Origin of the sequence: Peribacillus asahii (assembly GCF_003570725.1) — a bacterium.
GTDB classification, from domain to species: domain Bacteria; phylum Bacillota; class Bacilli; order Bacillales; family DSM-1321; genus Peribacillus; species Peribacillus asahii.
In genome coordinates this window covers 1-20258 of the sequence record NZ_QWVS01000019.1, presented here as the reverse complement: position 1 = coordinate 20258, position 20258 = coordinate 1, and the positions used below count along the sequence as shown (strand labels likewise).

Annotated in this window: 17 protein-coding genes and 2 pseudogenes; 16 read left to right on the top strand and 3 right to left on the bottom strand. The window is 36.9% G+C overall.

Going from position 1 to position 20258, the window contains the following annotated elements; genetic code table 11:
* Positions 1–10 precede the first annotated feature (10 nt).
* The 4 genes from D1953_RS11900 (at position 11) to D1953_RS11885 (ending at position 4079) form a co-directional block, all read left to right on the top strand.
* Positions 11–400, top strand: coding sequence for a gamma-glutamylcyclotransferase family protein (locus tag D1953_RS11900; protein ID WP_119117413.1), 390 nt, complete (start codon positions 11–13; stop codon positions 398–400).
* A 250-nt stretch (positions 401–650) separates the two neighbouring features.
* On the top strand, positions 651–2117 hold the full coding sequence (locus D1953_RS11895; RefSeq protein ID WP_119117412.1) for a protein adenylyltransferase SelO: 1467 nt from the start codon (positions 651–653) through the stop codon (positions 2115–2117).
* Between the two features lie 75 nt (positions 2118–2192).
* Positions 2193–2879: a hypothetical protein gene (locus tag D1953_RS11890; protein WP_142920448.1), complete on the top strand. Its 687-nt coding sequence runs from the start codon at positions 2193–2195 to the stop codon at positions 2877–2879.
* A 240-nt stretch (positions 2880–3119) separates the two neighbouring features.
* Positions 3120–4079: an aldolase catalytic domain-containing protein gene (locus tag D1953_RS11885; protein WP_119117410.1), complete on the top strand. Its 960-nt coding sequence runs from the start codon at positions 3120–3122 to the stop codon at positions 4077–4079.
* A gap of 203 nt (positions 4080–4282) precedes the next feature.
* Here the strand turns inward: D1953_RS11885 and D1953_RS11880 are convergent, their stop codons facing one another.
* Positions 4283–5050, bottom strand: a complete 768-nt coding sequence (locus D1953_RS11880; RefSeq protein WP_119117409.1) for a yteA family sporulation protein — start codon at positions 5048–5050, stop codon at positions 4283–4285.
* 178 nt (positions 5051–5228) lie between these two features.
* Here D1953_RS11880 and D1953_RS21265 point away from each other — a divergent pair, with 178 nt between their 5' ends.
* Positions 5229–5387, top strand: a complete 159-nt coding sequence (locus D1953_RS21265; protein ID WP_182480587.1) for a hypothetical protein — start codon at positions 5229–5231, stop codon at positions 5385–5387.
* Positions 5388–5460: 73 nt separating this feature from the next.
* Here the strand turns inward: D1953_RS21265 and D1953_RS21260 are convergent, their stop codons facing one another.
* Positions 5461–5613 (bottom strand): hypothetical protein, encoded by a 153-nt coding sequence (locus D1953_RS21260; RefSeq protein ID WP_182480586.1) that lies wholly within the window; start codon positions 5611–5613, stop codon positions 5461–5463.
* 542 nt (positions 5614–6155) lie between these two features.
* On the opposite strand from D1953_RS21260, the gene desA reads away from it, so the two are divergent.
* The 9 genes and pseudogenes from desA to D1953_RS11835 all read left to right on the top strand — a co-directional run.
* Positions 6156–7187, top strand: a complete 1032-nt coding sequence (gene desA / locus D1953_RS11875) for a Delta(5) desaturase DesA (protein WP_119117408.1) — start codon at positions 6156–6158, stop codon at positions 7185–7187.
* Positions 7188–7266: 79 nt separating this feature from the next.
* On the top strand, positions 7267–7812 hold the full coding sequence (locus tag D1953_RS11870; RefSeq protein WP_119117407.1) for a response regulator: 546 nt from the start codon (positions 7267–7269) through the stop codon (positions 7810–7812).
* Positions 7813–8094: 282 nt separating this feature from the next.
* Positions 8095–9015 carry an HPr(Ser) kinase/phosphatase gene (gene hprK / locus D1953_RS11865; RefSeq protein WP_119117406.1) on the top strand — a complete coding sequence of 307 codons (921 nt, stop codon included), beginning with the start codon at positions 8095–8097 and terminating at the stop codon, positions 9013–9015.
* 118 nt (positions 9016–9133) lie between these two features.
* On the top strand, positions 9134–9319 hold the full coding sequence (locus tag D1953_RS11860; RefSeq protein ID WP_245980075.1) for a hypothetical protein: 186 nt from the start codon (positions 9134–9136) through the stop codon (positions 9317–9319).
* A gap of 176 nt (positions 9320–9495) precedes the next feature.
* Positions 9496–10974: a PAS domain-containing sensor histidine kinase gene (locus D1953_RS11855; protein WP_245980073.1), complete on the top strand. Its 1479-nt coding sequence runs from the start codon at positions 9496–9498 to the stop codon at positions 10972–10974.
* 387 nt (positions 10975–11361) lie between these two features.
* A complete protein-coding gene (locus D1953_RS11850; RefSeq protein ID WP_119117404.1) occupies positions 11362–12801 on the top strand; it encodes a sensor histidine kinase in 1440 nt (479 codons plus the stop codon).
* The gene (locus D1953_RS11845) at positions 12801–13451 is read left to right on the top strand and encodes a response regulator transcription factor (protein WP_119117403.1); all 651 of its coding nucleotides are present in this window, start codon (positions 12801–12803) and stop codon (positions 13449–13451) included. Before D1953_RS11850 ends, D1953_RS11845 begins: the two co-directional genes overlap by 1 nt.
* 285 nt (positions 13452–13736) lie before the next feature.
* Positions 13737–14687: an alpha/beta hydrolase gene (locus tag D1953_RS11840; protein ID WP_119117402.1), complete on the top strand. Its 951-nt coding sequence runs from the start codon at positions 13737–13739 to the stop codon at positions 14685–14687.
* 71 nt (positions 14688–14758) lie between these two features.
* Positions 14759–15403 (top strand): annotated as a pseudogene (locus D1953_RS11835) (transposase); the annotation flags it as partial.
* Positions 15404–15441: 38 nt separating this feature from the next.
* Here the strand turns inward: D1953_RS11835 and D1953_RS11830 are convergent.
* A complete protein-coding gene (locus tag D1953_RS11830) occupies positions 15442–15711 on the bottom strand; it encodes a hypothetical protein (protein ID WP_119117400.1) in 270 nt (89 codons plus the stop codon).
* A gap of 381 nt (positions 15712–16092) precedes the next feature.
* Between D1953_RS11830 and D1953_RS22085 the strand changes: the two are divergent.
* Positions 16093–16288 (top strand): annotated as a pseudogene (locus D1953_RS22085) (type I restriction-modification system subunit M N-terminal domain-containing protein); the annotation flags it as partial.
* 216 nt (positions 16289–16504) lie between these two features.
* The gene (locus D1953_RS11820; protein ID WP_119117399.1) at positions 16505–19609 is read left to right on the top strand and encodes an AAA domain-containing protein; all 3105 of its coding nucleotides are present in this window, start codon (positions 16505–16507) and stop codon (positions 19607–19609) included.
* Positions 19610–20258: the final 649 nt, after the last annotated feature.

Sequence of the window (20258 nt, the reverse complement as noted above, 5' to 3'; positions counted from 1 at the left end):
GGGGGACATAATGAATCATCCATTATTTCGTGTTTTTGTTTATGGGACGTTATTGACAGGAGAGTCAAATCATCATGTTGCCAAACCATATATTAAACAAATGAAGCAAGGGAAAGTGCGAGGATGGCTCTATAATGTAGGGGCTTATCCGGCTTTAGTGCTTGATTCTGAAGCAGAGGAAATCATCGGAGAATGGTTTAGCGTAACAGAAGAAGGCTTGAAGAGAATGGACTGGCTTGAAGGTTACGAAGAAAATCGAATTCACAATGACTATGAACGTGTTTGGGTGAAAGACGTATCGGGGGATATTGAGGGGTTTGTTTATGTGTATTCCATTGAAAAAGTTGAAGGATTAGAAAAAATTGAATGCAACTCATGGAGAGAATTTAAAGGGAAATGATTGATTAAAGGATCCTAGCTTCATGCAGGATCTTTTTGTTGTGTCACAAAATAAAGGGATTTTCACCTGTGTAGTTCATTTAGTGTCTAATGTGAGCGTTAAAAGGTGTTATCTTTATCTGGAATGGTATAATAAACTGGCGGAAGTAGACATTAAAAAGAGGGTAACTTTGTACTGAAATGAAATGTAGATATAGAATGTCTTTGTCTAATTAGAATAGAAAAAGACAAAAGAAGAAAAGGGGGATAAGATGACAAAGAATCAAGAAACAGGATGGAATTTAGACAACAGTTATGCTCGTTTGCCAAAATCATTGTTTTCCAGTCTTAATCTAAACCTTGTACGCTCACCGAATTTGGTTATTCTCAATGATTCGTTGGCGAAATCGTTAGGATTAAACGTAGAGGAACTGCAAAGCGAAAATGGTGTAGCGGTGCTTGCTGGCAATGATAGTCCCGAAGGAGCTTTCCCGCTTGCTCAGGCTTATGCGGGGCATCAATTCGGGCATTTTACGATGTTAGGAGACGGTCGGGCGGTGCTGCTTGGTGAGCAGATTACTCCTCAAGGTGAGCGGGTGGATATTCAGCTGAAAGGTTCAGGTAGAACGCCATACTCTCGCGGGGGAGATGGTCGAGCGGCACTCGGACCGATGCTGCGTGAATATATCATTAGTGAAGCGATGCATGCGCTCGGTATTCCTACTACCCGTAGTTTAGCAGTAGTGACTACCGGTGAGTCAATCATCCGTGAAACCGAGCTGCCTGGCGCAATTTTGACCCGTGTTGCTGCTAGTCATTTACGTGTCGGTACGTTTCAATACGCTGCAACATGGGGCACTATTGAGGAACTCCGGGCTTTAGCTGATTATACAATTGAGCGCCATTTTCCGGAGATTGAAGCGGATGAGAGTCGATATCTTTCACTGCTTCAAGCGTTGATTAAGCGCCAAGCTATGCTGATTGCTAAATGGCAGTTGGTTGGTTTTATCCACGGGGTCATGAACACTGACAATATGACGATTAGCGGAGAAACGATTGATTATGGTCCTTGTGCTTTTATGGATACCTATGACCCGGCAACAGTATTTAGTTCGATTGATAGGGAGGGCCGCTACGCTTATGGCAATCAGCCGTATATTGGCGGGTGGAATCTTGCGCGATTTGCTGAAAGCTTATTGCCACTGCTGCACGATGATCAGGAGGAAGCAATTAAACTGGCTCAAAATGCAATGTCAGCTTTTGGTGAGCTGTATGAAGGTCACTGGCTTGCGGGAATGAAAGCAAAACTAGGCCTATTTAATGAAGAGGCACAGGATAGATCTCTTATTGAAGAGCTCCTTAGTATCATGCAGAAGTATCGTGCTGATTATACGAATACCTTCCGCGCGTTAACGTTTGACACATTAGAGGATACGGTTCTGTTTGGGACTCCCGAATTTACTCAATGGCATGAGCTGTGGAAGGCAAGACTAGGCAGGCAGCAAGAGTCAAAAGCTGATTCACATCAATTGATGCGGAATAGCAATCCTGCAATAATCCCTCGGAATCACCGGGTAGAAGCTGCACTAGAAGCCGCAGTGAAACAAGGAGATTATAGCGTAATGGAGCGACTTCTTCAGGTTCTCTCAAATCCTTATGCTCATTCTCCTGAACAGGCGGAGTATGCTAGATTGCCTGCTGAATCAACACGCCCTTATCGAACTTTTTGCGGTACATAATAATAGTACATGTTGAGTGCTGTTCATTGCTTATAAGGAAAGATAAATAAGATATAACATGGTAGAGAGAGCCTTTTGGTTTCGAAAGGCTCTTTTAGGCAAGGTCTGGATAATGAAATGATGAGTAATAAAAAATCTTATATATATATGAAAATTAAATTGAGAATGAGGGATAGAACAATGAAACAGTACCGCAAGCATCCCGAAGAAGTTACAACAGCCGGAATAGAAGATATCGAAAGCATGCTTTTATTAAATGATAAAATTTATCCGAAAGAGTGGCATGTGTCTCCAGAGTATATTAAAGAAATTATGCTCAGGAATCCCGAGGTTTATAAAGTTCTTAAAACTCCGGCTGGGGTAAAGGGGATATACGGGCTATTTCCTTTGGATAAAGGAGATTATACAGCTGTATTAGAAGGAAAGCTGGAAGAGAATGAGGTTGGAAAATTTGTTCTTAACTATGCTAATCCAACAACTGTATATCTTTATTTGGTTACTATAATAGTTGATATTCACGATGATCGAAGGAAAGAATACGCAAGTACGCTTATAAAAGATATTCCTTTACAATTAAAACGTCTTAAGGAAAAAGGGATAGATATAAAAGAAATCGGTGCCTTTGCAGTTAGCACAGAAGGAGAAAGGATTTTGCCTAAAATTGGATTTGATTATTCAGGAGAAAAGGTAGTGCTGGATAATAAGGAATATCCCGTATTTAGAGCAAAACCGGAGAATATCATTCATAAAATAAAAATATAGAATGCATAGAATATTAATAAAAGAGATGCAATCTTTAACGGATTTAGCTTATACTGGAGGAATATCATTTATTTTTTGATAAATCAAATTTTTTCGAAATAGACTAACACTTGATTGACACCCTTGAAAGAATCGTGATATAACATAATCAAGGTACTTTATTACATAAAAGCATAAAAGCGTGAAAGTGTAAGGGTTAAAATTAATGAAAAGTGGGATACATAGGAGGAGACTAACATAATGAAAAATGATATGAAAATTTTAGACTGTACCATTCGTGATGGAGGTTTAATTAACAATTGGGATTTCAGTGTCGAATTTGTTCAAGACTTGTATAATGGCTTAAGTGCAGCTGGTGTTGAATACATGGAGATTGGCTACAAAAACTCCCCTAAGCTTCTTAACGCGACTGAGCCCAATCCATGGAGATTTCTTGACGATAACTTCTTGAAAGAAATTATCCCTGAGAAAAAGTTCACGAAGCTATCTGCTTTAGTAGACATTGGGCGTGTAGATCCAAATGATATTCTACCACGTGAACAAAGTGTTTTAGATATGATTCGAGTAGCATGCTATATTCGTGAAGTGGATAAAGGCTTGGAGCTTGTAGAAATGTTTCATGATTTGGGCTATGAGACTTCACTTAACATTATGGCTTTATCTAGTGTGCCGGAACATCAGCTTATTGAAGCGTTTAAAATGGTGCAGGAAAGTTCTGTAGATGTTGTATATATCGTTGACTCCTTTGGAAGCTTAGATCCTACGGATATTGAGCATCAAGTGAAAAAGTTCCAAGCGATGATTCCTAACAAACAGCTTGGAATACATACGCATAACAATATGCAATTAGCATTCGCCAATACATTAACTGCGATGAAAAATGGGGTTACTTTCCTTGATTCGTCTGTTTATGGTATGGGTCGTGCGGCTGGTAACTGCCATACAGAGCTTCTTGTTAGCTACATAAAAAAGACAAGCTATGAGCTTAAGCCCGTTCTTGGTGTAATTGAAAAGCATATGCTAGAAATGCGTCAAAAGTGGGAGTGGGGCTATATCATTCCTTACATGATCTCTGGTGTACTTAATGAACATCCACGTGTGGCTATGGCTTACCGTGATAGTGACGATCGTGACAAGTTCGTAGATTTTTATGACAAGGTAACATCACCTGAAGCTACTCTAGCTCCAACGTCTAAATAGGTTATCTAAAGGTACCTCTATTGATATAGGGGTACTTTTGTGTTTTCACGAAGAATTAGGAGTTGAGAGCTCATAAAAAGAATGAGTAGGTATCCGCAGGATTGGCAGAAACAAACGAACAAGCTAGTGATAAATGACTGCTGATTAGAAAGAAAACAAAACCAGCTTCCTCAGTGAAACTGGTTTTGTTTATGATCTTGTGTTTAACGTTTGTCCTCGTCTTCGACGTAAGGATCATGTTCATAGGCAGGCAAATCGCCAAATGAGGTCATCAGGCCTTCTTCGTCAAGTTCATTCTCATACAGTTCGTGCTGACTATTTGGATAAACGGTAATACTTTTTCCATATATATCATTCCCGATAAAGTTTTCATAAGACTCCACATATCCCGTCGGATCATGTGATTCATTGTACATGTCATTATAAGAATCCTTTTCCTCTGTAAAAGCAAAGTCTGACGGTGATTCAGATGTCCCATACTGCGCAACATCCTGCCATGTGTCTTCTGCATCATAGGCAACGTTTTCATCTTGATTATCCATGTCAAATTTTCCAAATGGAGGCATTAGCACTCCTTCTTCAACCGGACGGTCATGTGATATGATTTGGTCCGGGCTGTGCTCTTTACAGAACGTTGTATTAGGAAGAGCCTCCAATCTTTCATATGGAATGTCTTCCCCACATACCTCACACGTACCGTAAGTTCCATTATCCATTGCAGTAAGAGCCCTGTTTATATTATCTAATCGATGAGTAGCATGCTCTTTAAGGGCAAGGTCTTTTTCTCGTTCATATAATTCTGTCCCTTCATCTGCCGGATGGTTATCATAGCTTGATAATTCTCCCACAGACTCATGAGGATGTTGCCAATCAAAGCCAAAGCTATCATTTACATGAAATTCAGTTTCCAGTTCTTTTTTCTCCTTAAGCAGCTGTGAGCGAAACTCTGCTAATTGTTGAGAGGATATCATAAACAAACCCCTTTCGTGAAGTTTCATTGATATGAAATACATCTTCTTTATATTTTCATGTTTATTGGTGCCAATTATGTAAGGAAGTTAATGTACTTATATTTCCTCATCGAATAAAAAAGTTCTTAAGGTGTATCTTAAGATTACGAAAGCAATAAAAACTTAAGGGGGACTTACGATGGTGAACCTTGATTTCGATAAATTTATTAAAACCCAGAAAAAACACGAGGGACAATATTTAGGCGGAGGAAATCAGTCGGAAGGAATAAATGACGAAGAATATAACAATCGAGGAAATTCAGACAAGTCGGTGGGGGCTACGGGAAGGAAAGTATAAAACAAGCCAAATATAAAGGGGAAATTCCTGTCGCCAGCTTATAAGGGTGGCGACAGACTTTTCTCATTATTTATTAACTTTTCTCATTTGTACTATTTGGCTGCTGAATAGATACATGTTTTGGGGGAGCGGGATAGGATCGTTTACCTGAATCGTCAGGACCAGTAAGGGTATTTCTTTTATCCAGGACTTTCCCTGTATATTCAATAGGATTTATATCTGCCATTGTTTTCACCTCCATTTAATAGGATGGTTGAAAAATAAATTCAAATGCCAGGTAATTTCTCCTTATGAATAAATGCGTTTTATCAAAGGGATAAATTCCTTAGCAGGTTGTGCGAACGTTGAGGTTGGTAAAGGATATAAGAGAACCAATCCTGAGGGTGATTTAATAAATAATTTAGGATGTCATTTCTAAGCGAATCATCAATCATAAAGAGATTCAATTTTAAAATCCTTTTATGCGCTTTTAATATTGAATTCATTCTAAATGCATTTAATATCTACTATATTAATTATTTTTCTGAACTAAATTTATTTGAATGAGGGAATTTTGGGGGCTCTGCAAAGAGACTAATAGAAGAGATGTCCCCGTGAGAACAAAGCCTTTCCATTTGGGGGAGGTTTTTAATGTTAGGTTTTTCCGTATTATTAACTTGTATATGACATTTATCATACTCCATACATGACACCTACTACTAACAACTCCAATTTTCTTCCTTTATAATTAGACATAACGATAGAAACAAGGAAGGAATTTTAAATAAAATGACCTTACAAAATACAAAAACTTTGAGAAAACAAGTGGCTCCTTTTGAAAAATCAACGACAAAAGAAAGTGTATGGCAGCTTATTAATACAGTCGTGCCATTTATTACATTATGGTATCTTGCCTATATAAGTCTGTCCGTTTCTTATTGGTTAGCATTAGTTCCTATTGTGTTAGCTGCAGGATTTCTGACAAGAATTTTTATTATATTTCATGATTGCACGCATCATTCTTTTTTAAGAAACCGCCGTGCCAATCGAATAGTTGGGACAGCTATGGGTGTTTTAACGTTATTCCCTTTTGATAAATGGGGACATGAGCATTCTGTTCATCACGCGACAAGTGGTAACTTAGATAAAAGAGGTACAGGAGATATTTGGACGCTTACAGTGGAGGAATATGTAACAGCACCACTTAAACTTCGTTTGGCCTATCGTTTTTACCGTAATCCATTCGTTATGTTCGGATTAGGGCCGATTTATGTATTCGCTCTTAAAAACAGATTTAACCGTAAAGGTGCTAGAAAGAAAGAACGTATGAACACGTATTTGACGAATGTTCTTATCGTTGCTTTAATCGTAGTGCTCTGTATGGCAATTGGATGGCAGTCATTTCTTCTAGTGCAAGGATCTATTTTCTTACTATCAGGTTCAATAGGTATTTGGCTGTTTTATGTACAGCATACTTTTGAGGACTCTTATTTTGAAGAAGACAAAGATTGGGAATATGTGAAAGCAGCTGTGGAAGGAAGTTCCTTCTATAAGCTTCCAAAAATCATCCAATTCTTAACCGGAAATATTGGGTTTCACCATGTTCATCATTTAAGTCCACGGGTTCCTAACTATAAACTAGAAGAGGCACACAAAAATACGCCTCCATTACAAAACGTACCGACGATTTCTCTTGCTACAAGTTTGAAGTCGCTCCGTTTCCGTCTATGGGATGAGGAAAATAAGAATTTCGTGAGTTTTAAGGACGTCAAAGCTTTAGCTAAAAATAAAATTTCCGTTCAAGTAAAAACTGAACTGTAACTTCACCATCTATTGACTCTCCTTTATTTATGGAGGGTCTCTGTTTAATAGTAGCTTCCAGATAGGGGGGGAAACTTAAATGATTCGAATTGTCATTGCTGAGGATCAGGAAATGCTGTTGGGGGTAATAGGCTCCCTGCTCGATTTGGAGGAAGATATGGAAGTGGTTGGTCAGGCCAGGAATGGAGAAGAAGCCCTTACTCTTGTGCGCCAATTGCAGCCCGATGTTTGTATTATGGATATAGAGATGCCTGAAATGAGCGGACTTGAGGCAGCAGATGTTTTAATGTCAACAGAATGCAAGGTCATCATTTTCACAACCTTCGCAAGGACTGGTTATTTCAAACGTGTACTAAAAGCGGGTGTAAGAGGTTATTTATTGAAGGACAGTCCAAGCGAGGAATTAGTCTGCTCGATTCGCCGTATTATGGACGGAAAGCAAATTTATTCTCCTGAATTAATAGATGATAATTCGAGTGATAACGAACAGGAAATACCAGTGCCAGAACTGGTGGACGATGGTCAAATTACCAATGAACTTTCTAATCAGCGAAGTAACACAGTTGGAACGGTTAGAAATTACTTCTCAACAGTCATGAATAAAATGAAGTTGCCAACTGGATAGAATCTGTTTAACATTCATTCAAACAATACATCACATCTAAGCAACCTCCTTGAGAGAAAGGCAACGATGTTGTACTGAAATAGAATTTCTTTTGAGCTCTTTTTCTATAGTGAGAAAGAGTTTTTATTTTAGTTATTCTAGCCCGAAATAATGTAAAGTTTTAAGTCCGATGTATGAAGTGGAACAAAATTCTTCGGGGAGTCCATATGATAGATGAGATTTTTTACTTTTTCTAGTATAATCTAAATTTAGAAGATTAAGAGAAAATGTGGGGATAAAAAAGTGAAGCGATTAACTATTGATCAGGTAGCTCGTAGATTTTCTTTAAATGTATTAGTGGGGGAGCAGCATTTACAGAGCGAAATTAAACAGCCAGGGGCGCATCGACCAGGTTTGGAATTTGTTGGTCATTTTGACTTCTTTCCTACCGAGCGAATTCAAGTTCTAGGGAAAAAGGAAATTACTTATTTACACAAGCTAAGTCATAGAGAACGAAAAATGCGGATTAGAAATATTGTTCAATATCATCCACCATGTTTTATTGTAACGGCTGGTGAGGATGGACTAACCTATCTGACCGAACATTGTATCAAAGAGAACATTCCACTGCTTGTGACGAAAGAACCTGTTGCGACGACGGAGTTTGTAGCGCAACTCGATGCATATATGGTCAAAGAATTAGCACCTGAAATGGCTGTACATGGAGTGTGTGTCAATGTATTTGGGATAGGCATTTTGCTTCGTGGAGATTCAGGAGTTGGTAAAAGTGAAACAGCTCATACGTTAATTGGCCGAGGACATCGATTAGTCGCAGATGATATTGTAGTGTTAAAAAAGCTGAGTGCCCAAACCCTTTTAGGAACACATGACGAAAAAACAAAGGAATTCTTGGCGCTGCGCAGCATTGGACTGTTAAATGTTGTTCGCTCTTATGGACAGAAGGCATTTCAAAATGAAACCCGTATTGCCTTAGAAATCAATCTAACGAAATGGGAAAAAGATGCGTTGTACAATGACTTGGAACAAGAACCGGCTTATACAGATTATATGGGTATTAAGATTCCTTCGATGGAAATTCAACTGCAACCCGGTCGCGATATAGCCGGCCTAATCGAGGCCGCCGCCAACAACTGGTACCTCAGACAACAAGGCTACAGTGCCGCTGAGGACTTTTACAGCCGTCTGGCACCTGAATTTTCTTAGAATAGTTTTTGATATTAGCTTATCCCGATCCATAATGGTTCGGGATTTTTTTGGGGGGAATTTCTCTTCTATTTGTCCCTTTGCGACCTTTTTTTAGATAGAGAGTAATAGATCAAAAGTGGAGAAGAATGAAAACGAACAGCTTGTTCAAGTCTCGATCAATCAGTTTAGCCAAGGAAAAACGGTTATTATGATTGCGCATAGACTTTCTACAATTGTCAACGCAGATATTTGTTGTGAAAAACGGAGAAATAGTAGAAAGCGGAAATCATCAATACCTAATGAATCAAAATGGATATTATAAAAAACTCTATTCAAAGCAAAATACAGTGAATCGGGAAGAATGGAAAATGACTGCTGGTTCATGGAGGTAGATTTATCTCTTGAGTGCCTGGCCCTAAAGATTTTCCCTCTATCCGCTTTTTTAATCATGTTGTAAAATGGGTTTGAAAGGTAAAATTACCCATGGGTGGTGGAAGCTTGGAGAAAACGGGCAATGTGAATTGGGAGTTTGAAACAATTATGAAACATACCCTCGATATCCTTGTCATTGTCGACCAAAATCAACTAGTTAAATATGTTACGCCTTCTCTTGCGGCGATTCTAGGATATGAAACTGAAGACTTTATGGGGAAAAATGCATTTGATCTTCTGCACCCAGAAGATCGAGATAGGATGATTGCCTCCCATAATAAAGTGATTTTAACAAAAGAACCGATGGTAAATGAATATCGGGTGTTCCATAAGAATGGTGGAACCGTGTACTTAGAATCACGAGTTATGCCTGTACAGAATCATCCTGACAATCTAGTTGTCGTTTCGATTCGGGATATTACGGCGCGAAAGAATATGGAACATGAGCTTGAGAATCGAAAAACACGTTATCAAGTACTTCAAAATAAATTAAAAAGATATTCACAAGATCTTTCTTCAGTAATGAAGGTGTTGGATCTTAATAATAGGCTGATAATCGAATTGAAAAGCGTACTTCCAAACTCGGATCCCAAAATGACCGTTTATCACTGGGAATTTAAACGTTTTGAAGGAGATGCCGTTTTAGGGCTATCCTCTTTTTTATCTAAATTAACCGTTGGGAAGCTTCAGTATGACAACGAGCAGATTCATATTTTAATAGGGGATTATAAGGAGAAGGCTTATATTCTTACGATTAAGGCATCCTCTATTAGCGAATCAATGGATGCTATTTGGTTTGAAACATTGGTTTACTACACGGTTATGGTATTTGAAAGTTTAAATGTAATTGAGAATTTAATGAATCAATTGGAGAAAGCCCTTCAAAAAAATGAAAGGCCACAGTGGATATTAAGGTTGTTGTTTAATTTATCAGAGAAACAACGAATGGAATTATCCAGTGATTTACACGACACGGTTTTACAGAATCAAATCGCTTTGTATAGAAATCTGGAAGCGATTTTAAAGGAACATCATTTTAGCAATGAAATGGATGACCAGCTTAAGGGAATTATTCAGGGATTAATGAATACAATTGATCAAATTAAAATGACTTGCAATGAGCTGCGGCCGCCACTTTTAAAAGAAGTAGGACTGATCCGTTCTTTAGAAAATCTTTTCGATTATACTCAATTATCCTCTGCCTTTAAAATTACGTTTACAACGGAACATGCACATAATCTTGAATTATCTGAGGAAGAAACAATCGGGATGTATCGTATTGTCCAAGAGTTACTTAACAATGCCGTTAAACATTCCGAAGCCGCTCAGCTATATTTTCATCTCTACAGACAAGCTGAAAAACTTCATCTTCATTATTCAGATGACGGTAAAGGTTTTGCAACGGAGAAATTGACTCCTTCATTCAAAAGCATGGGACTATCGGGGATGAGGGAGAGAGTTCAAAGCCTTAACGGGACTATTGAGTTTTTTTCACAACCTGACAATGGGTTAAGTGTTAGGGTGGAGATCCCGATTCATGCTTGAAGCTGGCAGAGTAGCAGATTAAAAGAATATAGAAAATAAGAAAACTAAGCCACCGCAAGTGGTTTATTTTTTTGTCCGAAATCTAGTGTTTTTATCTCTGCAGTACCAACAATATGTTAGCAGAAGACATCAAAATCTTTGCGGGAAGGAAACGATGATTTGCGGTTTTCAATGAGCGATCCAGCCGTATGATAAGAACATAATCAATAGCTGAAATTCTTAAGTATGGAAGGTATTGGCTGCAAAACAGCTTAAGAAGAGGAGAGAGGGTAAATATGAATCAATCCCCCTATAAATGAAGTGCAATCACGCAAGATTTTTGCGGTTCAGAGGGTCTTAGTTTCAGGTAAACTAACAGTAATGAAAGAAAACACGGGTGGTGTTTTTATGAAGGATAACGAGCAATATTTTCAAACTGTTCTGAATCATACAAGTGATTTACTTTTAATCGTCGATCGTAACCGTCATATTATTTACGCAACCCCTAATTTATATGACTTTACTAGCTATCGTTTAGAAGATTTAAAAGGTGTTGACGCTTTTGTTGCTGTACATCAGGAGGATAAGGAATTTATGATGCACAGGCATAAACATCTTCTAGATTCTAAAAAAAGCAATTCCACTGAATATCGGTATGTAAAAAAGGATGGAGAAGTACGGTATTTCGAATGTAAAACGACTCCTTTACCTGATACAGAGAATTACCTTCAGGTTGTTTCGGTAAGGGATAATACTGAACGAAAACAAATGGAGATGGAACTTGAGCATCACAAGAAACGTCATGAAGTCTTGCAAAATAGCCTGAAGAACTATTCACATGATTTAACCTCGGTTATGAAACTAGCGGATCTTGAGGCGCGAATGATAGAAGAGTTAGTAACTATTCTTCCAGGATCGAATCCTATGATCGTAAAAGCTTTTCCAGAAAAGATAACTAAGGATGGTACAGAGTTATCAGACGGTAAAATGGTTAGCGCCTCTAATAGAATTTTTATAAAAATAGGGGAGCGGGAACAGCGCCCTTATATCCTATCTATCCAAGCAAGTGCTATTCATGAAGCGATGGAATCAATTTGGCTGGAAACGCTCGCTCATTATTCGATGATGGTTTTTGAAAATTTAAATATGATTGAAAGTTTAATGCACCAGCTAGAAACAGCTTCACAGCGAAAAGAAACACCGCAATGGGTGCTGCGTATGATGTTCAATCTCCAAGAGCAGCAGCGACTGACGCTATCAAGTGATTTACATGATACGGTTTTGCAGGATCAAATTGATTTATACCGCAGACTCGAATCTCTCTTACATTCATATGAAATTGAAAAAGAGGCAAAGACGAAGCTAATCGATATTGAACAAGGATTATTGGATATTATTCATGAAATTCGCGTAACTTGCAATAATCTGCGTCCGCCGCTTCTAAGAGAATTAGGACTGGCAAGTTCGCTGGAAAATCTATTTGAGCATATTCAGATAACATCTACCTATAGAATTAGTTTTAACTCAGAAGACCTCTCGGGGATTGTGTTAAGTGAGGAGCAAACCATTGGAATTTACCGAATTGTTCAGGAATTCCTTCATTATGCGGAAGAAGACTCGAAAGCCACTCAAGTAACATTCGAGCTTTATTATGAAAAGGATTTATTACTGATGCAGTACCGAGATGATGGAATCGGAGAGAGTGCCACATCAGATCATATTCGGTTAACAAGTATCACACAAAGGGCACAAAGTCTCGGAGGAAAGATGGAGATTACCTCGAATGAGGATAGTGGATTAATAGCCACTTTGGAATTTCCGATTCATTTAGAAAGGAGCTTTGTATAATGGTTGATATTTTAATCGTAGATGACCATTTATCAATTATCGAAGGCACGAAAATGCTTTTGGAACAAGAACCGGATTTTAATATTACGGTTGAGAACAGTTCATTAAATGCGATGAATTTGATTAAGCTGAATCATTATGATGTATTACTCTTTGATTTATACATGCCCCACCTAAATGGACTTGAATTAGCAAAGCAAGCACTTGCTTATAATCCAGAGCTGACGGTACTAATTTATACAGGTTTTGATATTAAGCCTCATTTTAATTTGCTTGTTGAAGCGGGCGTTTCTGGATTTTTGTCAAAAACTTCATCGAGGGATGAGTTAGTTGCAGGGATTAGGAGTGCGCTGAGACAGCAGGTCATTCTTCCGCTTTCATTGGTAAGAGAATTAAGAAGACCAGGTATTATTTCGGATAGTTCCAGTTCTAATGAGAAAGTTGTATTAACTTCAAACGAAGAACGAATCCTTTTAGAGCTATCCAGAGGGAAGAGTACCCGGGAAATCGCCGCCACTTTAGCCATGAGTCAGCGATCATTAGAGTATAGCCTCACGAATTTATACCAAAAGTTTGGGGTGCGAACGAGAGTAGATACTATTGCCAAGGCTAAAAAGCTTGGTTTAATTCCAGAGGAAGAGTTGAAGTGAAATAAATCATTTAGAGTTTCGTGTTCCAATCATGTCATTGGAACACTTTTTTGTGTTAAAAGCAACTATCTAATGGAATTTAACGGAATCTTTATTTTTTCTTCAAATTATGGCTTCTCCCAGGTTACCGCAAAATTCTGCGGTGGGTTCCCAATCAGTGTGCGGTGTACCTCAAAAACTGTGCGGCGGGTCTTCAGAAAGCGTGCGGTTTGGTTAAGCTTGAATTTTCGTACAATGACAATATAGAAAATAACAGACCATTTAAAGGGAGAGGGGAAATCACGTATGAAGAAGAAACTGAGAAAATTCGTGCAGTATGCTTTCGTATTCTTAATGATTATTTTTGCTATAGGTTTCACTTATCAAGGAATTAGCGCGTCAAAGGATATAAAGAAGTACACACCGGTTGGGAAGATGTATGAGGTGTATGGTAATAAGATGCATATCTACACCGGAGGAGAAGGAGACTCTACCGTTGTGTTTAATGCAGGTTGGGGGACGTCCAGTCCGTATACAGATTTCTCTCCGCTTTACGAAAAGTTGGAAAAAGATACGAAGTATGCAGTCATTGAGCGATTTGGTTATGGATATAGCGAAATGACGGATCGAGAGCGAGATATTGATAATATCGTGGATGAAACTCGTAAATTGCTTCAAGAATCCGGACAGAAGCCGCCGTATATCCTGGTGGGGCACTCCCTCGCGTCTTTAGAGACGATTCGTTATGCTCAAAGATATCCAGACGAGGTGAAAGGGATTGTTTTAATAGATGGAGGAAATCCAGAGTATTATTCCGAACAAAAGCCAGTTACTGTCTTTTCACAAGTGATAGGGTTTCTTCGTACTTCTGGCCTATTAAGACTGACATATCAGATAAATGAAGACTTTTTCCTCCAATCACGCAATAACCTAGAGTTTGTTCCTGCTGAACTGAAGGAAATTGATCAGGCGTTCACATTAATTAAGACAGGAAATAAAAACGTAACGGATGAAATGCGGCAAATTCTCAATAACGCGGAAAAAGTATCAGAGAATCAAAGTTTAAAAGTCCCATTAACGGTTTTAACTGCAGACAGCTTTGGGGAAATCAAGGAGGATTGGCTAGAAAGTCAGATTGAATTAGCTACATGGTCCTCATCGGGAAAACAGATCGTTGTGAAAGAGGCAAACGATTCCATTCACCAGTATCAGCCGGATATCATCGCAGCAGAAATATTGAGTATGCTAAAGCGATAACTAAGAGAATGTAAGGACGATGAAATTGCAAACTGCCAAGGATTTTTGAGGTTACTGAAAAAGTCTAAAAGATAACAAAAGCGATTGTGACAACGGGTGAAAAAAGTGACGGACATTACCTTAAAGAATTAGTAAAGAAAAGTAAAGAAACCGGTATGGTAGTTAATACTGTCATTGGAGATACAGCTTATTCCGGGAAAGAAAATTTACAATATGCTCAAGCAGAAGAGTTTCAATTGATTTCTAGATTAAACCCAAACATTAGCGGTGAAACTTCACATCGAAAAGTAGAGTTTGAATTTAGTAAAGATGCAGGCATGTATGTATGTCCAGCAGGTCACATGGCTATTCGAAAAGCACGAACTGGAAAGAAAAATCAAGCAGCTAATCAAGCAGAAACCTATTCATTTGATATAGAAAAATGTAAAGTATGTCCGATGCGTGAAGGGTGCTATAAAGAAGGAGCAAAAAGTAAAACATACTCTATCAGAGTTAAATCTACGGAACATAAGGAGCAAATTCGTCTTCAAGAAACGGATGAATTCAAAACCCTTTCAAAAAAACGTTATAAAATTGAAGCGAAAAATAGTGAAATTAAAAACCCACATGGTTATAAAACAGCAAAATCAGTGGGTCTTTTTGGTATGGAAATACAAGGTGCAATAACGATATTTGCGGTTAATTTAAAACGGATATTAAAACTTCTAAACGATTAAGAGTAAGAAAATAGACAAGGAAAGAGGGCACACTCTGTTCAAATCGAACAGAATGTGCCTTCTTTTTGTCTAAAAAAACTAAGAGTCATAAAAAACGTAAGTTTTTCAGTGTCCTCGTAATTGGCATGTATGATACCTTTAAATGTGCGCTTACTTTCTTCTGCTTGCTCAAGCTCACCTAAGTTATGTAATTCATGTCCCTTCTTACTACGGCGACCATTTCTTTTATATGGCTCGTCTGACACATATCGCTCAACTGCTGTTGTAACAGAGGCAGTATGTGTGATAGTTGCTTGTAAATTTCTCATCTAAAATCCTGTTCCTTATCGTTAATTAAGTGAAGTATATAATTGCTTAAACCCTTGCTAAATAAGGGTCTGTAATCTATTTATCTAAATAAAACTTTCCAAAATAAATTACTATTAATTATGTTATTTTTTAGTGTTATGTTTTATTGTTCTAGCACTTATAATTGTATGTAATGTCGCTTTAGTTTGCGAACGACTAAAAAGGGTACGGGCGCCAATAAGAAGCGATAAAATCGCAGTAGTTATAGTGAAGTTATTATGAACTATAAAAAAGCTCAAAATTGCTCCACCTAGCTCCACGAGAAGTAGTTTCGAAAAAAATTTAAAATAAGGTAATAATTAATGATTAACTTTCAAGATAAAGTAAGCTTCATATAATCAATCACAGAAATTTTACGTGGACCATATAAGCCAGAGGACTACGGTAAAATTGTTTTACCATTAGCGGTATTACATCGTTTTGACTGTGTATTAGAAAGTACAAAAGAAGAAGTATTAGCAAAAAGCAGAGCAGTTTGCTTCGGTGCCTGAAGAAGCACGTGAGCCAATTTTAAATCGTGTGTCGAAGCAAAACTTCCAGTGTTATTGCTGCAGCTACTATTAAAGAAATTTAAGTTGCCAAATTAAATGCAGTATGTTTCAAAATATTAATTGTTCTAGTGAGTGACACAGCTACAATAAGCAAGAATTTTACATAGTAACGTATATTATCTGTAATTAACAAAATTAGGGGAATATTCATAGTAAGAAGAGTCTTGGATGGATTTTTTATAATAAAAAAGTAGGTGAAGGAATGAATCATTATAAAAATGTACTAGATTCTTGGATTACAATTGAGCAATTATCGGAAGGCTCAATCAATAAAAAGGATAGAACGTATCAGCAATTATATAAACAACAGTATGATTGGAAACAATTTTATTGGGAGTACCTTCAAAATCAAAAAATCGTAAATAGGATGTCAGAGAGAAGCTTTCAAAAGGCGGGTATCGTTATGTACTTTGGGATATTCGATTTCCAAGAAGTAATCGATATTTTAAGAAAACAATATGGTATTCCTAGTACATATGAGGAAATAAGCAGATCGGATAAGTTTACGATTGCACTTCACTTTGATAATGAGTTAAATTTCATTGGCGATAAATTATTTTTAACAATGAGTGGTTTCATTCGAAACAAAGGGTATTTGCCAGACAATTTTAGGACGTTTGAAAATGAGTTTAAAGAAAAATTAAGCCGAAAATTTCAAGGGGATTTTCATAAGGTATTCAATGAATTGTTTTATCACTATAAAATAACACCCGAAAACTTTCGTTATAAGTTTTTAACTGATATAGAAAATGGTGATGTTAATTTGCATTCATTTTTTATCGCAGATTTAAATAAAGCAAAGTCATTGAATAACGATAATTTAAACCGCTATATAAAAGGCTTTAGTGGGGCTAGAAAAGATTTAAATAGCTACAAGCACTCAGATCGATTTAATCCAACCATTTTCGAAGAAGTTTTGCAACCTAAGTATTATCCTTTAGGGCGATTCCCAAGCAATTCTGATTTCGCACTTTCATTTATGCAACAAGTAGCTGTAAATTTAGCTTTAAACGCTGGGAATAATGTATTAAGTGTCAATGGCCCACCTGGCACGGGAAAAACGACGCTTTTAAAGGACATTTTTGCCGATTTAATTGTTCAACAAGCAGCTGAAATTGCATTTAAATCTAATAAAAAATTTGAACCAATACTTATTTATTGGAAGCAAGCGAAATTTGACGTTTTATCACATTCAATTGCTGAAAAAAATATAGTCGTAGCAAGCTCTAACAATGGGGCTGTTCAAAACATTGTGAATGAAATACCTAAGTTTAAAGAAATAAGTAATGAATTCATAGAGGATCTTAAAAAAGTAGATTATTTCACTTATATTTCGAATTGTCAGCTGGAAAGAAAATTTGACGATAATAAGTTTAATATTAAAATGACTAAAGTAAGCTACGATAATTGGGGAGCTTTTTCTTTAGAGGGCGGAAAAGCAGCAAATATTGAGAAATTATTGTTAACAATAGATTCAATCGTAGCAGATTTAAATGAAAATTATGTAGCTAGCCCACAGGTGTATACCGAATTTATAGAAGCCTATAATAAGTTGAAAAACGAACGAGAAGAGATGCAAAGGCTTAGCGAAAAGGTTTATCGTCTACAAAAGCTTGAACCGAAATTAAAAGAAATGGAAATTGAACATCAGCTGAAGCTGCAAAAAAAGCAAAAGAATTTAGATGACTATGTAGACAGAACGAACAGTGATATTCAGTCGCTCCAGATGGAATTAAATGATTGCACTGTAAAACGTTCTAACATAAAAAATCAAATAGAGCAGTTAGCTTTAAGTCGCATGCAGGCTGAAAGGAATTATGAGATAATTCTTACTCAAAAGCCGAGCTTATTATGGTTACAAAAAATATTTTTTAAATCGAAAGTTGAAAAATATTTTAACAATTTGACTATAGCGAATGATGAATTACAAAAGCTGGCTACTCAGAAAAACGATCTCTTAACGCAAAAGCAAAAAATGGATTTAATAATAGATGAAAAAACAAATTCAATTCAGCAATTAAAAGGCAATATCGAAAAGCAACAAGAGGAATTTAATAAATGGTTGAAACTTTATCAAAGCAAAATAGCTAAATTGAAAAAAGAGATAGATCAATTAAAACGAGAGCTTTCTTCCCAAAACATTAAAAGCATAGATTTCTCTTTAAGCTACGAAGATTTACAAAAATCAAATCCTTGGTTTACTAAAGAATTCCGAATCTTACAGTCGAAGTTATTCATTCTAGCGCTAAAAGTAAGAAAGCAATTTTTATATGAGAATGTAAAAAATCTAAAAGCTGCCTCTATCATTTGGAATAACCAAGGTGAACATATTGCAAAGGAAAATGGCCAGCAAATTATTTCCGAAGCATGGAATTGGATTAATTTCGCTGTTCCAGTTGTAAGTACGACTTTTGCAAGCTTTGGAAAAATGTTTAATTTTGTAGCAGAGCGTAGTCTTGGCTATTTGTTTGTTGATGAAGCGGGACAAGCATTGCCACAAGCAAGCGTTGGTGGATTTTTCAGAAGTAATAAAGTAATGGTTGTTGGTGACCCATCTCAAATAAAGCCCGTATTAACGTTAGACTCGAGTATATTAACCTTAATTGGTAGACATTATAAGGTGAATGAAAAATATGTTTCTGCTGAGGTCTCTACACAAACCTTAACCGATGATGCTAGCCAATTTGGTTTTTATAAAAGTGAAGATGAGTGGGTAGGTATACCACTTTGGGTTCATAGAAGGTGTAATGAGCCGATGTTTACGATTGCTAACACGATTTCATACAACGGGCTAATGGTTCAGGGGAAAAATGAATTAGAGGCAAAAGGGAACTCGTTATGGATTAATGTTGATGGAAAAGCAGATGATAAATATGTGCGACAACAAGGCATTACTTTAAAAGATCTAATTTTAAATAAAATCACGGACAATCCTGAATTAGCAAAAGACATTTACGTCATTTCACCATTTAAAAATGTAGCGTACCAGTTAATAAAATTATTAGATCAAATTAATTTTACGATTCGTGACGAAGGGAAAGTAACGAATATCGGGACAGTACACACATTCCAAGGAAAAGAAGCGAAAATTGTTTACTTAGTACTCGGGGCTGATCACGAAAGTAAAGGCGCAGCATCATGGGCTGTATCAGATCCGAATATTATGAATGTTGCAGCTACAAGGGCAAAAGAAGAGTTTTATGTAATTGGCGATAAAAAATTATATGCATCTATCGGTAGCCAAGTAGCTAACGATACGATAAAGATTATTGAAGAATATAATATGATTACGAGAATCGATTGCTAAGGTAGGGATGTGTTTAAGTTGTGGTTATAGGCATTCAGTAAACAGTTGTGAAAATTATTACAATGAGGACTGGGAGAGTAATAGCGAGTTTTGTCAGTCTTGTCTAGATTGGTTTAAAGATCAATAAAATATGTACGTCGTAGTTAATGTTTTTGGATAGAGTCAAAAATCCTTATCAACACTGCTATTACAGCACTTTACGGTGGTGTTCCCGAAAGCCCCGCCGTTTCGTACTGGATTTTAAAAAAGACCATTTTCTTCGGGAGGTGGATTTTTGTTTTTATATGGGTTAGATTTATTATTATTATTTTTTTTGAAGAATTTTCTTTATACGATCTACTATAACCTCTGTTTTATATAAGATATTAGTATTATTCATTGGAAATCTCTATATAGTAAAAAATTTTTTATAAAAATTCTGAGGGCAAGTACCTCCCTTTAAGGAATAGCGATTATGACGTTATTCGCCCCCCAGGGTTTACATATGTAGTTCTACACTTAAAGCAATCTATTATTAAAAGTGGGTAAAAAACAACACAGATTACTGATTTTGAGTCAATAATCTGTGTTTTTATTGTGGAAATGAAAACCCTAGGCTAGGCCTAGGGTTCAAAAAAGCATACAGAGGAGTTTTTTATGTCAAAAGACA

Coding starts and splice junctions, on each gene's coding strand:
- D1953_RS11900 (WP_119117413.1), top strand. CDS start 11: ATGAATCATCCATTATTTCGTGTTTTTGTTTATGGGACGTTATTGACA.
- D1953_RS11895 (WP_119117412.1), top strand. CDS start 651: ATGACAAAGAATCAAGAAACAGGATGGAATTTAGACAACAGTTATGCT.
- D1953_RS11885 (WP_119117410.1), top strand. CDS start 3,120: ATGAAAAATGATATGAAAATTTTAGACTGTACCATTCGTGATGGAGGT.
- D1953_RS11880 (WP_119117409.1), bottom strand. CDS start 5,050: ATGATATCCTCTCAACAATTAGCAGAGTTTCGCTCACAGCTGCTTAAG.
- D1953_RS21265 (WP_182480587.1), top strand. CDS start 5,229: ATGGTGAACCTTGATTTCGATAAATTTATTAAAACCCAGAAAAAACAC.
- D1953_RS21260 (WP_182480586.1), bottom strand. CDS start 5,613: ATGGCAGATATAAATCCTATTGAATATACAGGGAAAGTCCTGGATAAA.
- desA (WP_119117408.1), top strand. CDS start 6,156: ATGACCTTACAAAATACAAAAACTTTGAGAAAACAAGTGGCTCCTTTT.
- D1953_RS11870 (WP_119117407.1), top strand. CDS start 7,267: ATGATTCGAATTGTCATTGCTGAGGATCAGGAAATGCTGTTGGGGGTA.
- D1953_RS11850 (WP_119117404.1), top strand. CDS start 11,362: ATGAAGGATAACGAGCAATATTTTCAAACTGTTCTGAATCATACAAGT.
- D1953_RS11845 (WP_119117403.1), top strand. CDS start 12,801: ATGGTTGATATTTTAATCGTAGATGACCATTTATCAATTATCGAAGGC.
- D1953_RS11840 (WP_119117402.1), top strand. CDS start 13,737: ATGAAGAAGAAACTGAGAAAATTCGTGCAGTATGCTTTCGTATTCTTA.
- D1953_RS11830 (WP_119117400.1), bottom strand. CDS start 15,711: ATGAGAAATTTACAAGCAACTATCACACATACTGCCTCTGTTACAACA.
- D1953_RS11820 (WP_119117399.1), top strand. CDS start 16,505: ATGAATCATTATAAAAATGTACTAGATTCTTGGATTACAATTGAGCAA.